This window comes from Streptomyces fragilis, assembly GCF_003112515.1.
Taxonomy (GTDB): Bacteria; Actinomycetota; Actinomycetes; order Streptomycetales; family Streptomycetaceae; genus Streptomyces; species Streptomyces fragilis.
Genome location: NZ_BEVZ01000005.1, coordinates 273606 through 294238, shown reverse-complemented (window position 1 = coordinate 294238; position 20633 = coordinate 273606). Strand labels below are relative to the sequence as shown.

The following is a 20633-nucleotide window of genomic DNA, read 5'->3' as shown; positions in this document are numbered from 1 at the left end:
ATCAGTCCCGGGTCAGCTTCTTGTAGGTGGCGCGGTGCGGACGCGCCGCGTCCGGGCCGAGCCGCTCGATCTTGTTCTTCTCGTAGGACTCGAAGTTGCCCTCGAACCAGAACCACTTGGAGTCGCCCTCGTAGGCGAGGATGTGCGTCGCCACGCGGTCCAGGAACCACCGGTCGTGGGAGACGACCACGGCGCAGCCCGGGAACTCGAGCAGCGCGTTCTCCAGCGAGGACAGGGTCTCGACGTCGAGGTCGTTGGTCGGCTCGTCGAGGAGCAGCAGGTTGCCGCCCTGCTTCAGGGTGAGCGCCAGGTTCAGGCGGTTGCGCTCACCGCCGGAGAGCACACCGGCCGGCTTCTGCTGGTCCGGACCCTTGAAGCCGAACGCGGAGACGTAGGCGCGCGAGGGCATCTCGACCTGGCCGACGTTGATGTAGTCCAGGCCGTCGGAGACGACCTCCCACAGCGTCTTCTTGGCGTCGATGTTGGCGCGGCTCTGGTCGACGTAGCTGATCTTGACCGTCTCGCCGACCTTGATGTTGCCGGCGTCCGGCTCCTCGATGCCCTGGATCATCTTGAACAGCGTGGTCTTGCCCGCGCCGTTGGGACCGATGATGCCGACGATGCCGTTGCGCGGCAGCGTGAAGGACAGGTCGTCGATCAGGACCTTGTCACCGAAGGCCTTGCGGAGGTTCTGCACCTCGACGACCACGTTGCCCAGGCGCGGACCCGGCGGGATCTGGATCTCCTCGAAGTCCAGCTTCCGCATCTTGTCCGCCTCGGCGGCCATCTCCTCGTAGCGGGCCAGACGCGCCTTCGACTTGGCCTGCCGCCCCTTGGCGTTGGAGCGGACCCACTCCAGCTCCTCCTTGAGGCGCTTCTGGCGCTTGGCGTCCTTCTGGCCCTCGACCTTCAGGCGCGCGGCCTTGGTCTCGAGGTACTTGGAGTAGTTGCCCTCGTAGCCGTGCAGACGGCCGCGGTCGACCTCGCAGATCCAGCCCGCGACGTTGTCCAGGAAGTACCGGTCGTGGGTCACGGCGACGACGGTGCCGGCGTACTGGGCGAGGTGCTGCTCCAGCCAGTTGACCGACTCGGCGTCGAGGTGGTTGGTGGGCTCGTCGAGGAGCAGCAGGTCGGGCGCCTCGAGCAGCAGCTTGCACAGCGCGACGCGGCGGCGCTCACCACCGGAGAGGTTGCTGACCGGCCAGTCGCCGGGCGGGCAGCCCAGGGCGTCCATGGCCTGCTCCAGCTGGGCGTCCAGGTCCCACGCGTTGGCGTGGTCCAGGTCGTCCTGGAGCTTGCCCATCTCCGCCATGAGCTCGTCGGAGTAGTCGGTCGCCATGAGCTCGGCGATCTCGTTGAACCGGTCGAGCTTGCCCTTGACCTCGGCGACACCCTCCTGCACGTTCTCCAGGACCGTCTTGTCCTCGCTGAGCGGGGGCTCCTGCAGCAGGATGCCGACGGTGTAACCGGGGGTCAGGAACGCGTCGCCGTTGGACGGCTGCTCCAGACCGGCCATGATCTTGAGGACGGTCGACTTTCCGGCGCCGTTCGGGCCGACGACGCCGATCTTCGCCCCGGGGAGGAAGGAGAGGGTGACGTCGTCGAGGATCACCTTGTCGCCGTGCGCCTTGCGCGCCTTGCGCATGGTGTAAATGAACTCAGCCAAGAGAAACCGTCCGGCAGCTTGAAACTCGCGGTGGGCAGATACACCCCATCTTGCCGTACCGCCACCCCAGGACGAAAACGGCCCGTCCGGGCGACGCCGTGCGGCGTGCGCGCGGAACGTCGCCGGACGGTCACTCCGGGTGGGCGTCCTGGCGGGGACGGCGGGCGACGCTGAGGACCGCGGCGCCGACGACGAGCAGGCCCGCGCCGATCGAGATGAAGAGTTCGGTGCCGCCGCCTCCGCCGGTGGTGGCGAGGTCCTCGCCGGCCGGGAGCGGGGCGGTGGGCAGCGGGCTGGGCGGCCCGGACGCCGTCTGCGTCCGCAGGGCGGCCGCAGCGGCGCTCTCGGTGAGGCAGTCGAGGACGCCGCCGAAGACGACCGGGCGCAGCGTCCTGCCGTCCGCCGCCTCCACCCCGACGGTGTACGCCTGGTCCTCGGCCAGCGGCTGGGAGACCGTGCGCCGCTCGCCCGGGGCCAGCACGTAGTCGGTGCCGGCCACCCGGTAGGCGAGGTCCATGTCGCCCCGGTTGAGCAGGGTGACGTCGAGCCCGGACGCCTTGTCGGAGCCCTCGGCCTCGCAGCGCTCGCGCCCCCACACGGCCGGCACGGCGCCGCCGCGCCGCCACGCAGCGGTGGCGGTGGCGCGCACGGTGGTCTCGCTGGAGGCGGCGACCACCTGGGTCTGGCTGCGGCTGTCGGAGGTGAGGGCCCGTCCGACCGGGACGGTGGTGGTGGCCTCGACGGTGAGCGTCGCCGCTCCGTCGTCGGCCTCGGCCGGGACGTCGACGTACAGCTTCTCGCCGTCGTCCACCGTCTCGACGGTTCCTCCGTCCCTGTCGGTGATCCACGCCGGGCTGTTGTCGGCGGGCGGGAGGACCGTCACGTCGTCGGCTCCGGTGCGGACGGTGAGCGGGCCTATTCGGCCGCCGGGCCGCCCGGCGGCCGCGGGCGGGTCCAGCCGGAGGGAGGCGCGGGGCTCCTTCTGCGTGCGGGCGTGCTTCACCAGGTAGTCGGCGAGCCGCTCGGCCTGCGGGTCGGCGGCCGTCACGTCGGCACCGTCGGAGAGGCGCCAGACGGCGACCTGCGTGCCGGCCGCGGCGTCCTGTTCGGTCAGCCCCTTCGCGCGGGCCCGCGCGGCGAGGTCGGCGAGGTCGTCGACCTGCGGGTAGGAGTGCCGCAGGACCCAGACGATGCGCCCGGCGTCGCGGTTGCCCGCGAGCGAGGTGCCCCGCCAGTCGCTCTCCTGGTAGACGACTCCGGGCTGGGTGGTGCGTTCGATGTCGACGCCGTAGGTCTGCAGGGTCCCGCCGCCGTCCACGGAGAGCTCGAACAGCCCGGCCGGGACCTCCCGGTCGCCGTCCTCGCCGTGGATCACCGCGGTGCCGAACGCGCGCAGGTCGCCGGCGACGGCCGAGGCCCCGCCCGCGTTCCACTGCGGTGTCGTGGGACCGCCCGCCTCACCGGTGGCGGCGACCGCGACGGCCGCGCCCTGGACGGCGAGCAGGCCGGACAGCAACGACACCACGGCGCCACGGACCGCGCCGGACCGGCGCGCGCACCCCGTCTGCGACGACGAACTCACGGAACTCCCCTCCGGTCAGGGCCTGGTGACGCGGGCCGCAGGAGCCGTACGCGGCGTCATCGACCCATGACCCACTCCGGCATCCTAGGGAAGCCTCGGCCGCGTCCCGCGGGAAGCCTGGTGCGGGAGGGGTTCCGACTCGCAATTGTTACCGCCCGAAGCGGGACCAACCGGAGCCAATCCGGACGACCTCCGGTGACATCACGTCAGCAAGGCGCCCGCTGGCGGGTGTACGCCCCACGGATCGTCCGGCACGCCGGTAGGCGCACCGGGAGGTGCACCGGGAGGTGCACCCGGAGGCGCACCGGGCCGGGTCCATGCGGCCGCCGGAGGCGCCGCGGGCGCCTGCCGTGCCGCGCCGGCCCCGGCGTCGTGCGGCGTCGCCGCCTCGGTCCGGGTGGTGCGGCGGAACGCCGAGGTGCCGCGCGCCAGGTCGTGCCCCACGGCGACCGCCTCGATGTCCGCGTCGCTGCGGGTCTGGCCGTCCCGCGTCTCGGTGCGCACCTTGAGCCTGCCGTGGACCACCACCGGGTCGCCCACCGACAGTGAGGCGGCCACGTTCGCCGCCAGGGAGCGGCGGGTCCACACCGTGAAGAAGTTCGTGTGCCCGTCCTGCCACACGGCTTTCTCCCGGTCCCAGTAGCGGGGTGTGGCGGCCAGCCGGAAGCGGGCCACGTGACCCCGCTCGTCCTCCCGGTGGACCGGCTGCGTCGCCACGTTCCCCACCGCGCAGATCACCGTCTCGTTCATGGCTCGTCCCTTTCGCCGCGGACGCCGACGGGCCCGTCCCGTTCGGCTTCCCCACCAGGGTGCGGCCGATGGGGCGGGCCCGTCGGGGGCTGTGGACTCAGAGCGAGACTGTGGACAACTCCCCCACCCGGGAGGGTGAACGGCTGCCGCCCGGGCCGCCCGGGCCCAGCGGTACGGCCCCGCTGACCACCCCGTACTGTTCGCGCACCTCGCGGTGGCGGGCGACCTCCTCGGCGATCGGCTCCAGCACCTTGATCCGGCCGCACTCCTCGGCCGCCTCCCGCAGCAGCAGTTCGGCCTCCAGGCCGTAGCGCCGCGCCGGGGCCCGCGCCGCCGCCCGGCAGGCCCACTCGACCGCCGGCCCGCCCACGATGCCGATCACCATCAGCAGCACGGGGACGCCCAGTTCGGCGCCCAGCACGCCGGCGATCTGCCCCACCAGCCAGAGCCCCCCGACGACCTGGACCAGCGTCATCGCCGCCTGCACCAGCACCGCCGCGGGCCACCAGAAGGGTCTCGGCGTGCGTGCGGGCGGCGCCGACCTCCGGGACAGTTCGTCCAGTTCCTCCGGCAGTCCCTCGGCGGCCCGCAGCGCGGCCTCGCGCACCGCCTGCGCCCAGGGTTCGGGCATGCCCTGGCAGGCCCGCTCGGTCACCGTCCGCACCGCCTGTTCCACCCGCTGCCGGGCCGTCGCCTCGTCGTCCGCGGGCTGGGCCACGGCGAACCGCCGGGTGGTGAGCGGGGCGCGCCGCCCCTGGTACCAGCGCCACAGCCGCAGCCACGGCGTGCCGCAGGCCTGGTTTGCGCCGCGCATCCAGGCTCGTTCGGCGGCCTCACCGGCGGCCCGGGAGCCCACCGCGGCGGCCAAGCCGTCGGCGAACTCGTCCTGCGCCTCCTCGGTGAGCCCGGCCCGCACGCCCGTGGTGTAGGCGGGCCGCAGCCGGGCCGCGGCGGCGTCCACGTCGGCGGCGATGCGCCGGGCGGCGGCGCCCCGTTCGCGCACGAACCGGCCGAGCGCGTCCTTCAGGTCGTCCACGCCGTCGCCGGTCAGCGCGGACAGCGCCAGCACGGTCGCACCGGGCTCCCCGTGCTCGCTGAGTGCGATGCCGTCCTCGTCCAGCAGCCGCCGGAGGTCGTCGAGGACCTGGTCGGCGGCCTCCCCGGACAGCCGGTCGACCTGGTTGAGCACGACGAAGGTGACCTCGGCGTGTCCGGCCATCGGCCGCAGGTACCGCTCGTGGAGGACCGCGTCGGCGTACTTCTCCGGGTCGACGACCCAGATCACTGCGTCGACCAGCTTCAGCAGCCGGTCCACCTGCTCGCGGTGCTGGACGGCGGCCGAGTCGTGGTCCGGCAGGTCGACCAGGACCAGACCGTGCAGCCGTTGCTCGTCCTCCGCGTTCTGCAGCGGGCGGCGGCGCAGGCGTCCGGGGATGCCGAGGCGGTCGATCAGCGGGGCGGCGCCGTCGCTCCAGCTGCAGGTCAGCGCGGCGGCGGTGGTGGGACGCCGGACGCCGGTCTCCGAGATGGCGACCCCGGCCAGGGCGTTGAACAGTTGTGACTTGCCGCTGCCGCTGGCGCCCGCGATGGCGACGACGGTGTGCCGGCCGGAGAGCGAGCCGCGTTCGGCGGCCCGGTCCAGGACCTGACCGGCCTCGGCGAGGACCCGGCTGTCCAGGCGTGCCCTGGACATGCCGATCAGTTCGCGCAACGCCTCGAGGCGGCCCCGGAGCTGGCTCCCGTAGACCGGTTCGGCGGCCTGCGGCGTGGAGGCGGCGGAGGCGGACGGCGTCACCCGGGAGATCAGCGGCCGGGAGACGGGTGGCTGCGGGGGGCTCGTGGCCAGGCCGGCGCGGCGGACGAGGGACCCGCCGGGCCCGGGGAAGCCGGGTGCGGCGGCGCCCCTGCGGACCCCGAAGCGGTCCTCGGCCCGGACCCCGCCGTCGGCGTCGGCCATGGCGCTGGCCGCTCCGGGGGCGTCGACCCGGACCCGCCGCACGTGCGTCCCGGGAACCGTTCCCGGGTCCTCCTCCGTCTCCCCCACCGCGTGTGCCTCGCTCGCCTCATGTGCCTCACGGCCTTTACGTGGCCCACGGGCCTCCCCGGCCCCACGCGGGTCGGTGTCACGGCCGCTCTCGGGTCGGCCTTCGCCGGGGGCCTCGCCGGCGTTCCGCGGGGTGTCACGGCGGGCGGACGTCTGCCGGCGGGAGGCCTGACGCTCGGAGGATGCGCCGTCCTCACCTGCCCGCAGCCACCCCCGGACACCCCGACGGCCCCCATCGGTCCCTCCGGTCGCGGCCCCGCCCGTACCGGCGGCCGCGCCCGCGTCCCTGCCCGAAGCAGAAGGCCTGCCCCCGCCGGATTTCCCGCCCGGGCCGTAACCCGAGCCCGGGTCGGCCGGTTCCGCACCCGGTCCCGTGCCGGACGGCCTGCCCGCGCCGGAACCTCTGCCCGCGCCCGCGTCCCTGCCCGAGCCGTATCCAGAACCCGAGTCCGAGTCGGAGTCGGAGCCGGACGGACCCGCACCCGGCTTCGTGCCCGGGCCCGCGCCCGGTTCCGTACCCGGACCCGCGCCCGTGTCCGTCCCGGAGCCCCCGGTGGAGCCCGTCCCGTCGCCCGCGTCGGGGTCGGCGCCGTGGCCGGCGGCCGGGTCCGCCGCCTCGTCGGCGTGGGCGCTCCCCCGTCCGTCGGGCTCCCGGCCGGGGTCGCCCCCCTTGCCGGGGCGGTCGGGGCGGTCCGTGGGGTCGTGGTCAGTGACGGCGGTCACCGGTCACCTCTCCTTCTGCAGTACGGACAGCGCGGCGATCAGTTCGGCCTGTGGTTCGGCGTGCACGTCGAGGGCCTCCAGCGGCGACAGCCGGCGTTCGCGTTCGGCGCCGATCACCCGGTCCACCAGCGAGGTGAGCAGCCGCGATCCGCGGTCACGCAGCCTCAGCGCCCCGTGCGGGCCGATGCGTTCGGCCAGCCGTTCGCCGGAGGACCGGGCGCGGCGGCCGCCCAGCAGGGCGGTGACGGCCAGCGCGGCGACCGCCTCCGGGTCCGGCGCGGCGGCGCGTTCCAGCTCGCGGACCTCGTCCTCGGCGTACTCCTCGATCTCCCGGCGCCAGCGCCGCACGGCCATCCCGATGCGGTGCTCCGCGCTCTCGCCGCCGTCCGACGGGGCGTCACCGAGCAGGCCGGGCGCACCGGCCGCCGGCTCCCGCCGCCACGTCTCGTCGGCGCGTTCGTCGGCGGCGGTCACGGCGCACAGCAGCAGTTCGGTCAGGCTGTCGCAGAGCGCGTCGAGCAGCTCCGCGGGGTCGCAGTCGAGCGGGTAGGCCCGCCACCGCTTGAGCGCGTCCCCGGCGAGGACGGCGCCGGCCTGGATGCGGCCGCGGACCCGGGTGTGCTCGGCGTCGTAGGCCTTGTCCACGGCGTTGGTGAGCCGCAGCGCGGCGGCGTACTGGGCGGCGGCCGCGCCGGCCAGCTCCGGCATGCGGGTCCGCAGCGAGTCCAGCACGCCCCGGGCGGTGCGGGCCACCGCGTAGCCGCGTGCCGCGGGGTCCTCGGCGAGCCGGGTCAGCCACTCGCGCAGCGGGGCCACGGCGGTGGCCGGCAGCAGGCCGCCGCCGGAGGCGGACTCGGGCAGTTCCGGCACGGTGAAGCGGGGCACGTCGCCCAGGCCGGCCTTGGTGAGCAGCGCCGCGTACTGGCGGGACACCTCGTTCACCACCTGGTGCGGCACCCGGTCGAGGACGGTGACCAGCGTGACGTCGTACTGCTTGGCGACGCGCAGCATGTTCCACGGCACCGCGTCGGCGTACCGGGAGGCGGTGGTCACCATGATCCAGACGTCGGCGGCGCAGACCAGTTCGGCGGCCAGCACCCGATTCTCGGCGACCAGGGAGTCCACGTCCGGGGCGTCGATCAGGGCGAGTCCGCGCGGCAGCGTCTCGGCCGTCTCGATCCGCAGCGCCCGCTGCGTCGTGGTGCCAGCCTTGCGTTCGCCCCGTCCGGTCCGGGTCCCGCGCATGCCGCCGCGCCGGCCCGGTACCGGATCCTCGGCCGGGTCGTCGCCCCTGACCCGGGCGAGCCGGGGCAGTACCCGCATGCCGCTGAACCAGTGGCAGTCCTCCGGGTGACAGACCAGCACCGGGGTGCGGGTGGTGGGCCGGAGCACCCCCGCCTCGCTGACCTGCCGGCCCACCAGGGAGTTGACCAGGGTGGACTTCCCCGCGCCGGTCGAACCGCCGATCACCGCGAGCAGCGGAGCCTCCGGGTCCCGCAGGCGCGGCACCAGGTAGTCGTCGAGCTGGGCGAGCAACTCGTCCCGGTTGGCCCGGGCCCGTGGGGCGCCCGCCAGCGGCAGCGGGAAGCGTGCGGCGGCGACGCGGTCCCGCAGGGCGGAGAGTGCGTCGAGCAGCTGAGGCCGTACGTCCAAGGTCACCACATGTGAAGAATGCCCAATTTTACGGACTTTCTGAAGCATATGGGCATGTCTGCGTGCCGCCGTCTCCGGATACGGAAGGGACGACCGGGCCGCACGCATAACGAGTGCACAACACCCGGCGCGTCAGGCGCGAAAAGCGCTGCGCGAACCAGTACTGCCTGGGATTATCAGGACCGCTTCACCGAACCTCCACAACGAGCCACGGAGGCGAGGCGATGGGGACGCACAGGATGGGACGCCTATCCTGGTCCCCGGCAACGTCACGGACATGCCCGGACCCGGGCACCACGACAGAGGCCGGCACACCGGCCCCCGTAGCTCAGTGGATAGAGCAGGCGCCTTCTAAGCGCTTGGCCGCAGGTTCGAGTCCTGCCGGGGGCGCAAACACCTCCTGACCAGCGGAAACGCTGGTCATTTCTTTTTCCGGCCGGTCGGCCGGGGCGGCGGAAGGATGGCGTGGCCAAGCGCCTTCACCGGCGTGTCGCCCCGGAGCGCGGCGTCACGCCGGCTGGTTCAGGGTGATCACGACCATCACCGGGAGGTCGCCGTCGTGCTGGACGGCGCCCGCGGTGAGACAGCGGCCCTCCAGGTCCCACCTCCGCAACGCGATGTACTCGTCCTCTCCCGTCGCCTCCTGACCGGTCGGGAGCAGGCGGCGCGCGAGCGGGGACCGCTCGATCCGCCGCACCACCGCCGCCAGCACCCGCTCGCCCTCCTCGTAGACGGCGTCCAGGTCGTCGAAGTAGCCCGAGGCGTCGACGTCGCGGATCCAGACGGCGAAGGAGACGTCGATCGCCCCGTCGCCGAACGGCAGGATCGACGCCCGCACACCGTCCTTGCCCCAGCCCGTCGGGACGCCGTCCCCGGACCGGGACCGGCCGCCCGGCGTCCACCCCTGGGCGGCGAAGCGCTCCGCGGCGCCGGCGACCGTCAGCGGGAGGAGGCCCCGAAGCGTCTCCAGCACGGCGGTCGCCGCGGCCACGCCGTACGCGACGGTCCCGGCCTCCTCCCCTGGTTCCGCCGTCACGCCGGCCTCCGCACCGCCCACCGCCCCGGCGCGGGTGGCCGACATCGGCGCGGGCACCGGGCGCGGGTCGCTCGCGTTGCGCGCGTAGGGCCGGCCGCCCCTGTCCTGGGTCATGGCGTCACGGTAAGGGGGCCCTCGGACACCCGAGCGGGTCTCCACGGTCGCGACCGGCGTCCGGCGACCGGCGTCCGGCCCGGACGTTTCTCTCCGGAGGCGGGATTCACCCGTCCGGCGGTGGTGTTCCGCCTGTTCGGGGGCACGGTTCGTCCATCGGGGACAGCCTCCTGTTCAAAACGGGTGATTGCCTCGAACCATGCCGTTACCAGGACGACCGAGGCGCGTTGAAGGGGGAGTGCGGCGGCGTTGACCTGCTGCCGACCTCACCGAGTAAGAAGGAGTACGTGATGTCTCGCATCGCGAAGGCTGCCGTTGTCGCTCTGGGCACGGGTGCTGTGGTTCTGGGTGGCGCCGGCATGGCGCTGGCGGACGCCGAGGCCGAGGGCCAGGCCGTCGGTTCCCCGGGTGTCATCTCGGGCAACGTGATCCAGGTTCCGATCAACATCCCGATCAACCTGTGCGGCAACACCATCAACATCATCGGTCTGCTGAACCCGTCCGCGGGCAACGTCTGCACGATCGACAGCGAGTTCGAGAAGGACCACGGCAAGAAGGACCACCACAACAACAAGGGCCACGGCTACGGTCGCTGAGACCACGCCGTTCCGCTCTTGCGGTAATGCGTTGAGGGCCTCGACGGTTTCCCCGTCGGGGCCCTCCCGCGCGTCCGCGCCGCGTGATGCGCCCGTGCTGCGCCGACGGTGCCGCGGAACCACCGCAAGCCCGTGAGAGGCACGGGGGACGGGCGGAAGGCGGCCGTCAGGCGTAGACGTAGATCTCCGCGACGTTCTCGATGTCCGCCGGGGTGAACTCCCACGGCGGGACCGGCTCCCTGCGCGCGACGATGCGGCCGAACTGGCCGTCGCGCCGCCCCGGCGGCCGGGCCGGCAGGTACCGGGAGCGGCGGTGCCGTTGCTGCCAGCGGGTCCACAGCAGGTCGACGTAGGCGTGGTGGAGCCAGAACGCCGGGTCGTTGACGGACGCGGCGCCCAGCATCGTGCCGCCGATCCAGCGGTGGACCCGGTTGTGGTTGCGCCAGGAGGCCGAGCCCGCGCCGCGGCCCCAGCCCTCGATCTTGTTGCGGAAGCCGCGCGTGGCGGTGGAGTCCCAGGGCGCGGTGTCGTACACCGGGTCCTCCAGCGCCGAGGCGACGTCGCGCACGGTGGGCAGCGCGATCGGATCGTGCGACCGGCCGAGGTCACGGGTGAGGTAGTCGGTATCGGTGACGTTCACGTCGAGGACCCAGCCCTCGCGGCGGGCGAACGGCCCGGTGGTCACCTGGCGGTCGGAGCGCCTGCCGTTGCCGCCCAGCAGGTCGTCGGTCCACGGCGTCCCGGCGGCGCTGCGGTTCCTGGTCCAGTCCCAGTAGGGCAGCGTCACGGCGGGGTCGATCCGCTGCAGCGCCTCCTCGAACTCCAGCAGGAACAGGCGGTGCCAGGGCAGGAAGGACGGGGTCATGTGGGCGGCGCGCAGACCGCTCTCGCCGTCCGGGGCGAAGTGCTCGATGTGCGTCAGCACGAACCGGTCGTACTCGCCGCGGCGCTTGAGCTCGAGGACCGCCCCGACGAACCGGCGGCGCTCCCCGGTGGTGAGTCTGCTGACGTTCTTACGCGTGTACGTCATGCCCTCTTCCCTCTCCCGCGGCACCGCCGGCCGCGGGAACCCCGGTGCCACCGTCGGACCCGTGGGACAGACCGCTGAGCCGCTCCCCGGGACTCAACTGGTCCACGGCGGCACGGGCCGCCTCCCTGGGCGTGGGATACGAGCCGTAGTGGTCGACCATGCTCAGGTACGAGCCGTCGGCCCGGCGCATCAGGTGCAGCGGCTGGTCGTCCAGCGTGACGTGCCAGTCCGCGGCCGCCCCGGAGGAGGTGCCGCGGGTGCGACCGCGGAAGCCGCGGATCCGGCGACCCCGGTAGACCTCGTCGAACACGGCTTCGGCTGCAGCGCCCGGCGCCCCGAGGGCGCCGGGACGATACCGGTGCGCGTGCGGCCCGTCCCCGGCCGGGGACGGAGCCGGGGAGGGGACGGCCTGCGGCCGGGAGGCGGCCGCAGCGACGACCGGTGCGGTCACGGCGGCGAACGCCGTCGCCAGCAGGAAGCGCAGCGCGCCCCGCCGGCTCCTCAGGACGGACATCGTGGTTCTCCAGCAGATCCTGGGTGATGACGCGCGGAATCTCCCGGCCGGGCGGGCGGCACGGGAGGGACGACGGACGGAAGGGGTGACGGACGGGAGAACAGGCGCGGGCCGGCTCCGCCCTTCCGGCGGATCCGGCCCGGCCGACGAGCTCCCGGCGGCGTCAGCCGCCGACGGGAAGCCCGCCGAGCAGTCCGCCGCCGTTCTTGTTCAGCTGCTCCGTCATGCCGTTGACCGCGTTGAGCGGGGAGCCCTCGGACTCGGTGTCGAGCAGGGTCTCACCGCTCTGGTGCTGGATCGGCATCAGCGGACCCGCGAGCTCGGTGACCGAACCCAGCGGGGAGGCGGGCTCCTCTGCGGCGGAGGCGGTCCCGGAGACACCGGCCGCGGCGGCCAGCGAACCGACGAGGACGGCGGCTGCCTTCAGAGACTTCATCGTGTTCCTTTCGTGCCGCGGCTGACCGACGACGCGGCCGCCGCGACGGGCTTTCGACTCTCCGTGCCCAACGAGCCACATCGCTCGGGGAAACCCCGCCGGCACGCACCCGGCCGAAAAATGGCCCCCTACGCGGACCGGCCGTCCCTCCGCGGGAATGACGGAAGGACGGCCGGCGGCGAGCCGTGGGGCGGGTCAGCAGGCGCCGACGCGTCCGCGGCGGTACAGCAGGGCGCCGGCACCGATGAGCGCGGCAGCCGCGGCGGCCGCAGCGGCGGTCCCGGCGGCACCGGTCTCGGCCAGCTGCGGCCCGTCGCCGCCGTGCGGCCCCGGGGCGGGCGGCACCGTGCGGTCGTCCGCCGGCGGCTTCTGGCCGTCGGTGGGCGGGTTCTCCTGACCGGAGGCCGGAGGCTTGTCGTCGTCGCCACCCGGAGGCTGCTCGTGACCGCCGCCCGGAGGCTGCTCGTGACCGCCGCCCGGAGGCTGCTCGTGGCCACCGCCAGGAGGCTGCTCGTGGCCACCGCCCGGAGGCTCCTCGTGGCCGTAGCCGGGCGGGTTGTTCGGGTGGTGCGGGTTGTGCGGGTGGTGACCGCCGCCCGGGTTCCCGCGGTCGCCCTCGTCGTCCGCCTCGACGTCGGTCAGGCAGGTGTTGCCGATCGCGGGGTTGAGGAGGGCGATGACGTCGATCGTGTTGCCGCAGACGTTCACCGGGATGTTGACCGGCACCTGGATCACGTTGCCGGACACGACACCGGGGGAGTTCGCGGCCTGCGCCTCCGCCTCGGAGTCGGCGAAGGCCGGGGCGCCGTAGGCGGCGAGGAGGCCGGTTGCGGCTGCGGCCATGACCGCGCCCCTGCTCAGAGACTGTCGCACTACTGATGATCTTCCTGCTCGGAGAATCGGGGAGGGCCGGCTCCGGCATACCCCGAGGGCACGTGGGAGCCGGCCCGGGTACAGCCGAGTGGCCGGTACGTCAGTTGATGCTGCAGAAGTTGCCGATGGCGGGGTTCAGCAGGCCGATGACGTTGATGGTGTTGCCGCACAGGTTCAGCGCGACCTCGACCGGCACCTGGATGACGTTGCCGGAGAGCACACCCGGGGAGCCGACGGCCTGGCCCTCGGCCTCGGCGTCGGCGAAGGCCGGAGCGGCGATGGAAGCCGCCATCAGGGCGCCCGCGACGACAGCAATGCTCTTCTTCATGAAGTTTCCCTTCTCAACGGTCATGCCCCTGTGTCGGCCGGAACCGAGCGAGCTCACGAGCGGCTCGCACCATGACCTGCCGAGAAGTAGAACGAGGTGATCGCCGGGAGGAAACTCCACAGGGCACTCGATCCGGGAATTCACCCGAATGCCAGGTATAATGTGACAAGTCATCACGTACTCAGGTCGTCCTGCGGTACAGCTCCTCGATCCGCTCCGCGTACGCCTCCGCGACCGCGTGCCGCTTGACCTTGAGGGACGGGGTGAGCAGCCCGTTCTCCTCGGTCCACTCCCCCTCGACGAGGACGAACGAGCGCACTGACTCCGCACGGGAGACCGCCCGGTTGGCGTGGTCGACGGCCTTCTGCACCTCGGCCCGGATCCGCTCGTCCCGGATCACCTCGGACATCGGCGTGTCGGCCGGCCTGCCCCGCACCTGGAGCCAGTGGGCGACGGCCTCCGGGTCCAGGGTGACCAGCGCGCCCACGAACGGCCGGTTGTCGCCGACCACCATGCACTGGCCGACCGGCGGCCGGCTGCGCATCCGGTCCTCCAGCACCGCCGGGGCCACGTTCTTGCCGCCGGAGGTGACGATCAGGTCCTTCTTGCGGCCGGTGATGGTCAGGTAGCCGCCCTCGTCCAGCGCGCCGAGGTCACCGGTGGCGAACCACCCGTCGCGCAGGACGGCGTCGGTCGCCTCCGGGTTGTTCCAGTACGAGCCGAAGACGATGCCGCCCTTGACCAGCACCTCCCCGTCCTCGGCGATCCGGACCGCCGTGCCGGGGACGGGACGCCCGACGGTGCCCGGGCGCGGCTCGAGCGGCGGGACCACGGTGGCGGCGGCGGTGGTCTCGGTGAGGCCGTACCCCTCGTAGACCAGGACGCCGGCCGCGTAGAAGAACAGGTTGAGCTCGCGGTCGAGCGGGGAGCCGCCGCTGATGGCGTACCGCAGCCGGCCGCCGAGTTCCTTGCGGATGCGGCGGTAGACCAGCAGGTCGTAGAGCGCCCAGCCGGCCCGCAGGGCGAGGCCGGGCCCGTCGCCCTGTCCGAGGAAACGGCGCAGGTGGGCCTCGGCGAAGCGGACTCCGAGGCGTTCGGCGCGGTCGAAGGACGCGCCGCGGCCGATCTTCTCGGCGGTGGCCCGCCCGGTGTCACGGATCTTCTCGAACAGGTACGGCACGCCGACCAGGAAGGTGGGCCGGAACTCCCGGAACAGGGGACGCAGTTCGTCGGGCTTGATGCTGGGGCAGTGCCCCAGTTCTATCCGGGCCATCTGGCAGGCGATCTGGATGGTCCGTCCGAGGATGTGCGCCAGCGGCAGGAAGAGCAGGGTGGAGGCCGCCCGGCCGGTGGCGGCCTTGAACACCGGGTGCAGGAGTTCGACGGTGTTGGCGGCCTCGGCGTGCAGGTTGGCGTGGGTGAGGACGCAGCCCTTGGGGCGCCCGGTGGTGCCCGAGGTGTAGCAGAGGGTGGCGACGCTGTCCGGGCCGAGCGCGGCGCGGCGTTCGGCCACCGCCGCGTCGGGCGTCTCCCCGCCGAGTGCGACGAGTTCGGCGACGCCTCCCCCGTCGAGCTCCCACAGCCGCGGCTGCTCCGCGTGGGTCCCCCGCAGGACGACGGCGGCGAGTTCGGCGCTCTCCACGACGACGAAGCGGGCGCCGGAGTCGGCGAGGATCCACTCCACCTGCTCCGGGGCCGAGGTCGGGTAGACGGGGACGGTGCGCCCGCCGGCCGCCCAGACCGCGAAGTCCAGCAGGGTCCACTCGTAGCGGGTCCGCGACATCACGGCCACGCCGCCGCCGGGTTCGAGGCCCGCCGCGATCAGGCCCTTGGCGACGGCGGTCACCTCGCGGGCGAACTGCTCCGCCGTCACCGGCGTCCAGGCGCCGTCGTCGCCGCGGCGGCGGAGCACCACGGCGTCCGGGGCCTCGGCGGCGTTGGTGAACGGCAGGTCGGCGATGCTGCCGTGCTCGGGCGGCGCGGCCAGCGCCGGGGTGCGCGCCTCGCGCACGACACCCCGCTCGTCCCGGACGGTCTCGACGGTGGCGGCTCGGCCTCCCATGCTCCGCCGTGCCCGCTTCATCTCGCTGCGTACGCCCATGTGCGCTCCCGGGTCCGGCGTTTCGGGGTGTCGGGCCGCTAACTTACTCGCGCGTAAAAAAGAGTCAACGGGTCCGGCGTGAAGCCGCCGGGAAGATGCGGGGTGGCGGAAAACCGACTGCGGGCCTGTCGGTGGCGGCCAGTAGAGTCGGGTCCGGGGTCGGCGGCACCGGGGGCGAGGCCGACCGGTCCGGAGGTCGTCCGTCCGTTCTGGGTGTGCCGGTTCGTCCGGTCGTCGGCGTGAGGTGGGGCGCATGAAGCTGCGGTACACCGCGGCATGGGTGGGGTGCACGGTCGCCGCCCTGATGGTCACGTATGCGGCGGGGGTCGCGCCGGGCGGCGCGGGGCCCGCGGAGGCGGAGGTTCCGGGCGTCAGCTCCGAGGGCCCGGGGGGCGCGGGCGCCGCTCTCCCCCTTCCTTCCGGCACGGCCGCGGCGGCGCACTGACCGTGAGGCCCCCGCCCTGCCGGGGGCGGACGGGGGCGGGCCGCGGACGGCGGCGGGGTCAGCGGTCGCGTCAGTGGTTGCGGGGGAAGCCGAGGTCCACGCCCGGAGGGGTGTCGGCCGGGTCGGGCCAGCGGGTGGTGACGACCTTGCCCCGGGTGTAGAAGCGCGTGCCGTCGTTGCCGTAGATGTGGTGGTCGCCGAAGAGCGAGTCCTTCCACCCGCCGAACGAGTGGTACCCGACCGGCACCGGGATCGGGACGTTCACCCCCACCATCCCGGCCTCCACCTCCATCTGGAAGCGCCGCGCCGCCCCGCCGTCACGGGTGAAGATCGCCGCGCCGTTGCCGAACGGTGAGGCGTTGACGAGCGCCAGCCCCTCCTCGTAGGTCTCGGCCCGCAGCACGCACAGCACCGGGCCGAAGATCTCGTCACGGTACGCGTCGGCGGTGACCGGCACCCGGTCCAGCAGCGAGATGCCGATCCAGTGTCCGCCCTCGTACCCCTCGACGGTGAAGCCGGTGCCGTCCAGGACCACCTCGGCCCCCTGCGCGGCGGCGCCCCGCACGTACGAGGCCACGCGGTCCCGGTGGGCGCGGGTGATCAGCGGGCCCATCTCGGAGACGGGGTCGTGGCCGGGGCCGATCACGACCTTCTCGGCGCGCTCACGGATCCGGCGCACCAGCTCGTCGCCGATCGCCCCGACCGCGACCACCGCCGAGATCGCCATGCACCGCTCCCCCGCCGAGCCGTAGGCGGCGGAGACCGCGGCGTCGGCGGCGGCGTCCAGGTCGGCGTCGGGCAGCACCAGCATGTGGTTCTTGGCCCCGCCGAGCGCCTGGACGCGCTTGCCGTGGGCCGCGGCGGTGGTGTGGACGTGCCGGGCGACGGGCGTGGAGCCCACGAAGGAGACCGCCCGGACGTCCGGGTGCTCCAGCAGCCGGTCGACGGCCACCCGGTCCCCGTGCACCACGTTGAACACCCCGTCCGGCAGGCCGGCCTCCGCGAGCAGCGAGGCGAGCAGGTTCGCGGCCGAGGGGTCCTTCTCCGAGGGCTTGAGCACGAAGGTGTTCCCGCAGGCGACGGCCAGGGGGAACATCCACATCGGCACCATGGCGGGGAAGTTGAACGGCGTGATGCCGGCGACCACGCCCAGCGGCCGCCGGATCGCGGCCACGTCCACCCGGCTCGCCACCTCGGTGGACAGCTCGCCCTTGAGCTGGACCGGGATCCCGCAGGCCAGCTCGACGATCTCCAGGCCCCGGGCGACCTCGCCGAGGGCGTCGGAGTGCACCTTGCCGTGCTCGGCGGTGATCAGCCGGGCGAGCTCGTCGCGGTGGGCGTCCACCAGGGCGCGGAACCTGAACAGGATCGCGGTGCGGGCGGCCAGCGAGGAGCGGCCCCAGTCGGCGAACGCCGCCTCGGCGGCGGCGACCGCCGCGTCCACCTCCTCCACGCCGGCGAAGGCGACCCGGGTGGTGACGGCGCCGGTGGCGGGGTCGGTGACCGGACCGTGGCTCCCGGAGGTCCCCTCGACGGTCCTGCCGCCGATCCAGTGGTGGAGGGTCTTCGTCATGCCAGGACTCCTTCGCAGTCGACAGCTCGCCGGACCGACCGTCTCACCGGGACCGGGCCAGGAACGCTCCCGACACAGTGTGTGCCTCCACGGCCCGGCGTCGACACCCCGCGCCGGGGCGGACCCGCGGCCGTCGGCGCGCCCCGCCGGGCAGCCTCCTTTGGCACATACCCCCAGGGGGTATAGTCTGGGTACCAGAGGGCGACAACGCCATCCCACCGATCAGGAGTAACGACATGACCCAGTCGACCGACACCCAGGGAACCGTCACCGCCGTCTACAAGGTCACCGGCATGAGCTGCGGCCACTGCGAGGGCTCGGTCTCCGGCGAGCTCTCCCGCATCCCGGGCGTGGAGTCGGTCAAGGCCGTCGCCTCGGCCGGGGAGGTCACCGTGGTCTCGGCCGCCCCGCTGGAGGAGGAGGCGGTCCGCGCCGCCGTCGACGAGGCCGGCTTCGAGTACGCCGGCCGCGCCTGACCGTCCGCGGCAGGCGACGCCGCCCGTCCGCGGCACGCCCGCGGCACGACGTCGCACCCCCCGCGTCACCCGTCATCGCCCAGGAGGCCCGAATGTCCAGCACCGTCACCACGACCGGGGCGGCGGACCCGGTCGCGGACGCGCCCCGCTCCGAGGTCGAGCTGCTGATCGGCGGCATGACCTGCGCCTCGTGCGCCGCCCGCGTCGAGAAGAAGCTCAACCGGATGGAGGGCGTGGAGGCCACGGTCAACTACGCCACCGAGAAAGCCCGGGTCTCCTACCCCGAGGGGGTATCGGTGGAGGACCTGGTCGACACCGTGGTGCGGACCGGGTACACGGCGGAGCCTCCTCCCCCGCCGGCGCCCGCGGAGACCGCCGGCCCGGGCGCCCGCACCGGGAAGCACGCCGAGGGGGACGACGACCCCGAGGTGACGGCGCTGCGAACCCGGTTCACGGTCTCCGCGGTCCTCGGGCTGCCCGTGGTGCTCCTGGCGATGATCCCGGCGCTGCAGTTCGACAACTGGCAGTGGCTCTCCCTCACCCTGGCCGCCCCGGTCGTGGTGTGGGGGGCCCTGCCCTTCCACCGCGCCGCCTGGACCAACGCCCGGCACGGCGCGGCCACCATGGACACGCTCGTCTCGCTGGGCACCCTGGCCGCCTTCGGCTGGTCGCTGTGGGCGCTGTTCCTGGGCCACGCCGGGATGCCCGGCATGCGGCACGAGTTCTCCCTGACCGTCTCCCGCGGCGACGCCTCCGCGACGCTCTACCTGGAGGTCGCCGCCGGGGTCACGGCGCTGATCCTGCTGGGCCGCTGGCTGGAGGCGCGCTCCAAGCGGCGCGCCGGGGCGGCGCTGCGGGCGCTGATGGAACTCGGGGCCAAGGACGTCGCCGTGCTCCGTGACGGCCGCGAGACCAGGATCCCGGTCGACGCGCTGGCGGTCGGCGACCGGTTCGTGGTGCGCCCGGGCGAGAAGGTCGCCACCGACGGCGTGGTGGTGGAGGGATCCTCCGCCGTGGACGCCTCGCTGCTGACCGGCGAGTCGGCCCCGGTGGACGTCTCGGTGGGCGACGCGGTCACCGGGGCGACCGTCAACGCGGGCGGACGGATCGTCGTGGAGGCCACCCGGGTGGGCTCCGACACCCGGCTGGCCCGGATGGCCGAGCTGGTCGAGGAGGCGCAGAACGGCAAGGCCGAGGTGCAGCGGCTGGCCGACCGGATATCGGGGATCTTCGTCCCGGTGGTGCTGCTGATCGCGCTGGGCACCCTCGTCGGCTGGCTGCTGGCCGACGGCGACGTCACGGCGGCGTTCACCGCGGCGGTGGCGGTGCTGATCATCGCCTGCCCCTGCGCGCTCGGCCTGGCGACGCCCACCGCCCTGATGGTCGGCACCGGGCGGGGCGCCCAGCTCGGCATCCTGATCAAGGGCCCCGAGGTCCTGGAGTCGACCCGCCGGGTGGACACCGTGGTGCTCGACAAGACCGGCACGGTCACCACCGGCTCGATGACGCTGCACGAGGCCCACGCCGCCGAGGGCGTCGAGGAGGCGGAACTGCTGCGCCTCGCGGGCGCGGTGGAGCACGCCTCCGAGCATCCGGTGGCGCGGGCGGTGGCCGCCGGCGCCGAGGAGCGGGTGGGCCCGCTGCCGGCCGTGGAGGACTTCGTCAACCTGCCCGGCCGGGGCGTGCGCGGCCGCGTCGAGGGGCGTGAGGTGATCGTCGGCCGGCTCACGGCGGACGGGGCGGCCCCGGAGCTGCCCGAGTCCCTGGCGCGGGCCAAGGACGCCGCGGAGGACGCCGGGCGCACCGCCGTGGTGGTCTCCTGGGACGGCGCGCCGCGCGGGGTCCTGGCGGTCGCCGACACGGTGAAGCCGACCAGCGCGGAGGCGGTGGCCGCGCTGCGCCGCCTGGGACTGCGCCCGGTGCTGCTGACCGGTGACAACCGGCGGGCGGCCGTCTCGGTGGCCCGCTCGGTGGGCATCGACGAGGCGGACGTCGTCGCGGAGGTCCTGCCCGAGGACAAGGTCGAGGCGGTGCGCCGGCTCCAGGCGGAGGGCCGCACGGTGGCCATGGTCGGCGACGGCGTCAACGACGCGGCGGCGCTGGCGGCGGCGGACCTGGGCCTGGCCATGGGCACGGGCACCGACGCGGCGATCGAGGCGAGCGACCTCACGCTGGTCCGCGGGGACCTGCGGGTGGCGGCGGACGCGATCCGGCTCTCCCGGCGGACCCTGGCCACCATCAAGGGCAACCTGTTCTGGGCCTTCGGCTACAACGTGGCGGCGCTGCCGCTGGCGGCGGCGGGGCTGCTGAACCCGGTGATCGCCGGTGGCGCGATGGCCTTCTCGTCGGTGTTCGTGGTCAGCAACAGCCTGCGGCTGCGCGGCTTCCGCTGAGCCGTCCGGGGGCGCCTTTCCCCGGCGCCCCCGGACGGTCCCCGGCGTGACCGTCCGCACGAGCGGCCGTACGACCGGCCGCCCGGGCCGCCCGACCGGATCGCAGTCCTGGTCAGGCGGCCCGTCCGCCTGACCGAAAAACCGCTTGCGGCAAATCCGTCGTCCTCTGGATCTGCCACCCGTTCCTCACATAAGCTCTTCACAAGTCTCGCGCGCCATCTTCATGCGTCGCTGACCGGCTCGTTTCGCCGGACTACCGCCGCGGACAGGAGACCGCGGGAGATGCAGATCACAGTGATG

General features: G+C 73.8%; 16 protein-coding genes and 1 tRNA gene. 4 read left to right on the top strand and 13 right to left on the bottom strand.

Annotated elements, in window-relative coordinates:
• Nucleotide 1 precedes the first annotated feature (1 nt).
• The 5 genes from ettA to Sfr03f_RS19710 all read right to left on the bottom strand — a co-directional run bounded on the left by ettA (nt 2) and on the right by Sfr03f_RS19710 (nt 8427).
• On the bottom strand, nt 2–1666 hold the full coding sequence (gene ettA / locus Sfr03f_RS19730) for an energy-dependent translational throttle protein EttA (protein WP_108955280.1): 1665 nt from the start codon (nt 1664–1666) through the stop codon (nt 2–4).
• A gap of 130 nt (nt 1667–1796) precedes the next feature.
• Nucleotides 1797–3248 carry a thioester domain-containing protein gene (locus Sfr03f_RS19725; protein WP_108955279.1) on the bottom strand — a complete coding sequence of 484 codons (1452 nt, stop codon included), beginning with the start codon at nt 3246–3248 and terminating at the stop codon, nt 1797–1799.
• Between the two features lie 201 nt (nt 3249–3449).
• Nucleotides 3450–3998 carry a single-stranded DNA-binding protein gene (locus Sfr03f_RS19720; protein WP_108955278.1) on the bottom strand — a complete coding sequence of 183 codons (549 nt, stop codon included), beginning with the start codon at nt 3996–3998 and terminating at the stop codon, nt 3450–3452.
• Nucleotides 3999–4095: 97 nt separating this feature from the next.
• Nucleotides 4096–5955: a GTPase gene (locus Sfr03f_RS30815; protein ID WP_108955492.1), complete on the bottom strand. Its 1860-nt coding sequence runs from the start codon at nt 5953–5955 to the stop codon at nt 4096–4098.
• Nucleotides 5956–6768: 813 nt separating this feature from the next.
• Nucleotides 6769–8427 (bottom strand): dynamin family protein, encoded by a 1659-nt coding sequence (locus tag Sfr03f_RS19710; protein WP_108955277.1) that lies wholly within the window; start codon nt 8425–8427, stop codon nt 6769–6771.
• 308 nt (nt 8428–8735) lie between these two features.
• Here Sfr03f_RS19710 and Sfr03f_RS19705 point away from each other — a divergent pair.
• Nucleotides 8736–8808, top strand: a tRNA-Arg gene (locus Sfr03f_RS19705).
• 118 nt (nt 8809–8926) lie between these two features.
• Here the strand turns inward: Sfr03f_RS19705 and Sfr03f_RS19700 are convergent.
• Nucleotides 8927–9568, bottom strand: a complete 642-nt coding sequence (locus Sfr03f_RS19700) for a hypothetical protein (protein WP_308216739.1) — start codon at nt 9566–9568, stop codon at nt 8927–8929.
• Nucleotides 9569–9858: 290 nt separating this feature from the next.
• Between Sfr03f_RS19700 and Sfr03f_RS19695 the strand changes: the two genes are divergently transcribed.
• Nucleotides 9859–10164 (top strand): chaplin, encoded by a 306-nt coding sequence (locus Sfr03f_RS19695; RefSeq protein WP_108955276.1) that lies wholly within the window; start codon nt 9859–9861, stop codon nt 10162–10164.
• Between the two features lie 166 nt (nt 10165–10330).
• Here the strand turns inward: Sfr03f_RS19695 and Sfr03f_RS19690 are convergent, their stop codons facing one another.
• From Sfr03f_RS19690 to mmsA, 7 genes are all read right to left on the bottom strand, one after another.
• On the bottom strand, nt 10331–11194 hold the full coding sequence (locus tag Sfr03f_RS19690; protein WP_108955275.1) for a tyrosinase family protein: 864 nt from the start codon (nt 11192–11194) through the stop codon (nt 10331–10333).
• Complete coding sequence (locus Sfr03f_RS19685) at nt 11178–11708, bottom strand: tyrosinase family oxidase copper chaperone (protein WP_108955274.1); 531 nt, start codon at nt 11706–11708, stop codon at nt 11178–11180. The genes Sfr03f_RS19690 and Sfr03f_RS19685 overlap by 17 nt, the downstream gene beginning before the upstream one ends.
• Nucleotides 11709–11871: 163 nt before the next feature.
• A complete protein-coding gene (locus Sfr03f_RS19680) occupies nt 11872–12144 on the bottom strand; it encodes a hypothetical protein (RefSeq protein WP_108955273.1) in 273 nt (90 codons plus the stop codon).
• A gap of 195 nt (nt 12145–12339) precedes the next feature.
• Entirely contained in the window at nt 12340–12987 is a 648-nt protein-coding gene (locus Sfr03f_RS19675; protein ID WP_170145116.1) for a chaplin, read from the bottom strand.
• Between the two features lie 130 nt (nt 12988–13117).
• Complete coding sequence (locus Sfr03f_RS19670) at nt 13118–13345, bottom strand: chaplin (RefSeq protein WP_108955271.1); 228 nt, start codon at nt 13343–13345, stop codon at nt 13118–13120.
• Between the two features lie 181 nt (nt 13346–13526).
• Nucleotides 13527–15446, bottom strand: coding sequence for an AMP-dependent synthetase/ligase (locus Sfr03f_RS19665; protein WP_108955270.1), 1920 nt, complete (start codon nt 15444–15446; stop codon nt 13527–13529).
• Between the two features lie 515 nt (nt 15447–15961).
• Nucleotides 15962–17464, bottom strand: coding sequence for a CoA-acylating methylmalonate-semialdehyde dehydrogenase (gene mmsA / locus Sfr03f_RS19655; RefSeq protein ID WP_108955268.1), 1503 nt, complete (start codon nt 17462–17464; stop codon nt 15962–15964).
• A 236-nt stretch (nt 17465–17700) separates the two neighbouring features.
• On the opposite strand from mmsA, the gene Sfr03f_RS19650 reads away from it, so the two are divergent.
• Both Sfr03f_RS19650 and Sfr03f_RS19645 read left to right on the top strand, forming a co-directional pair.
• Nucleotides 17701–17940 (top strand): heavy-metal-associated domain-containing protein, encoded by a 240-nt coding sequence (locus Sfr03f_RS19650; RefSeq protein WP_108955267.1) that lies wholly within the window; start codon nt 17701–17703, stop codon nt 17938–17940.
• A 92-nt stretch (nt 17941–18032) separates the two neighbouring features.
• Nucleotides 18033–20333 (top strand): heavy metal translocating P-type ATPase, encoded by a 2301-nt coding sequence (locus Sfr03f_RS19645; protein WP_108955266.1) that lies wholly within the window; start codon nt 18033–18035, stop codon nt 20331–20333.
• Nucleotides 20334–20633 lie beyond the last annotated feature (300 nt).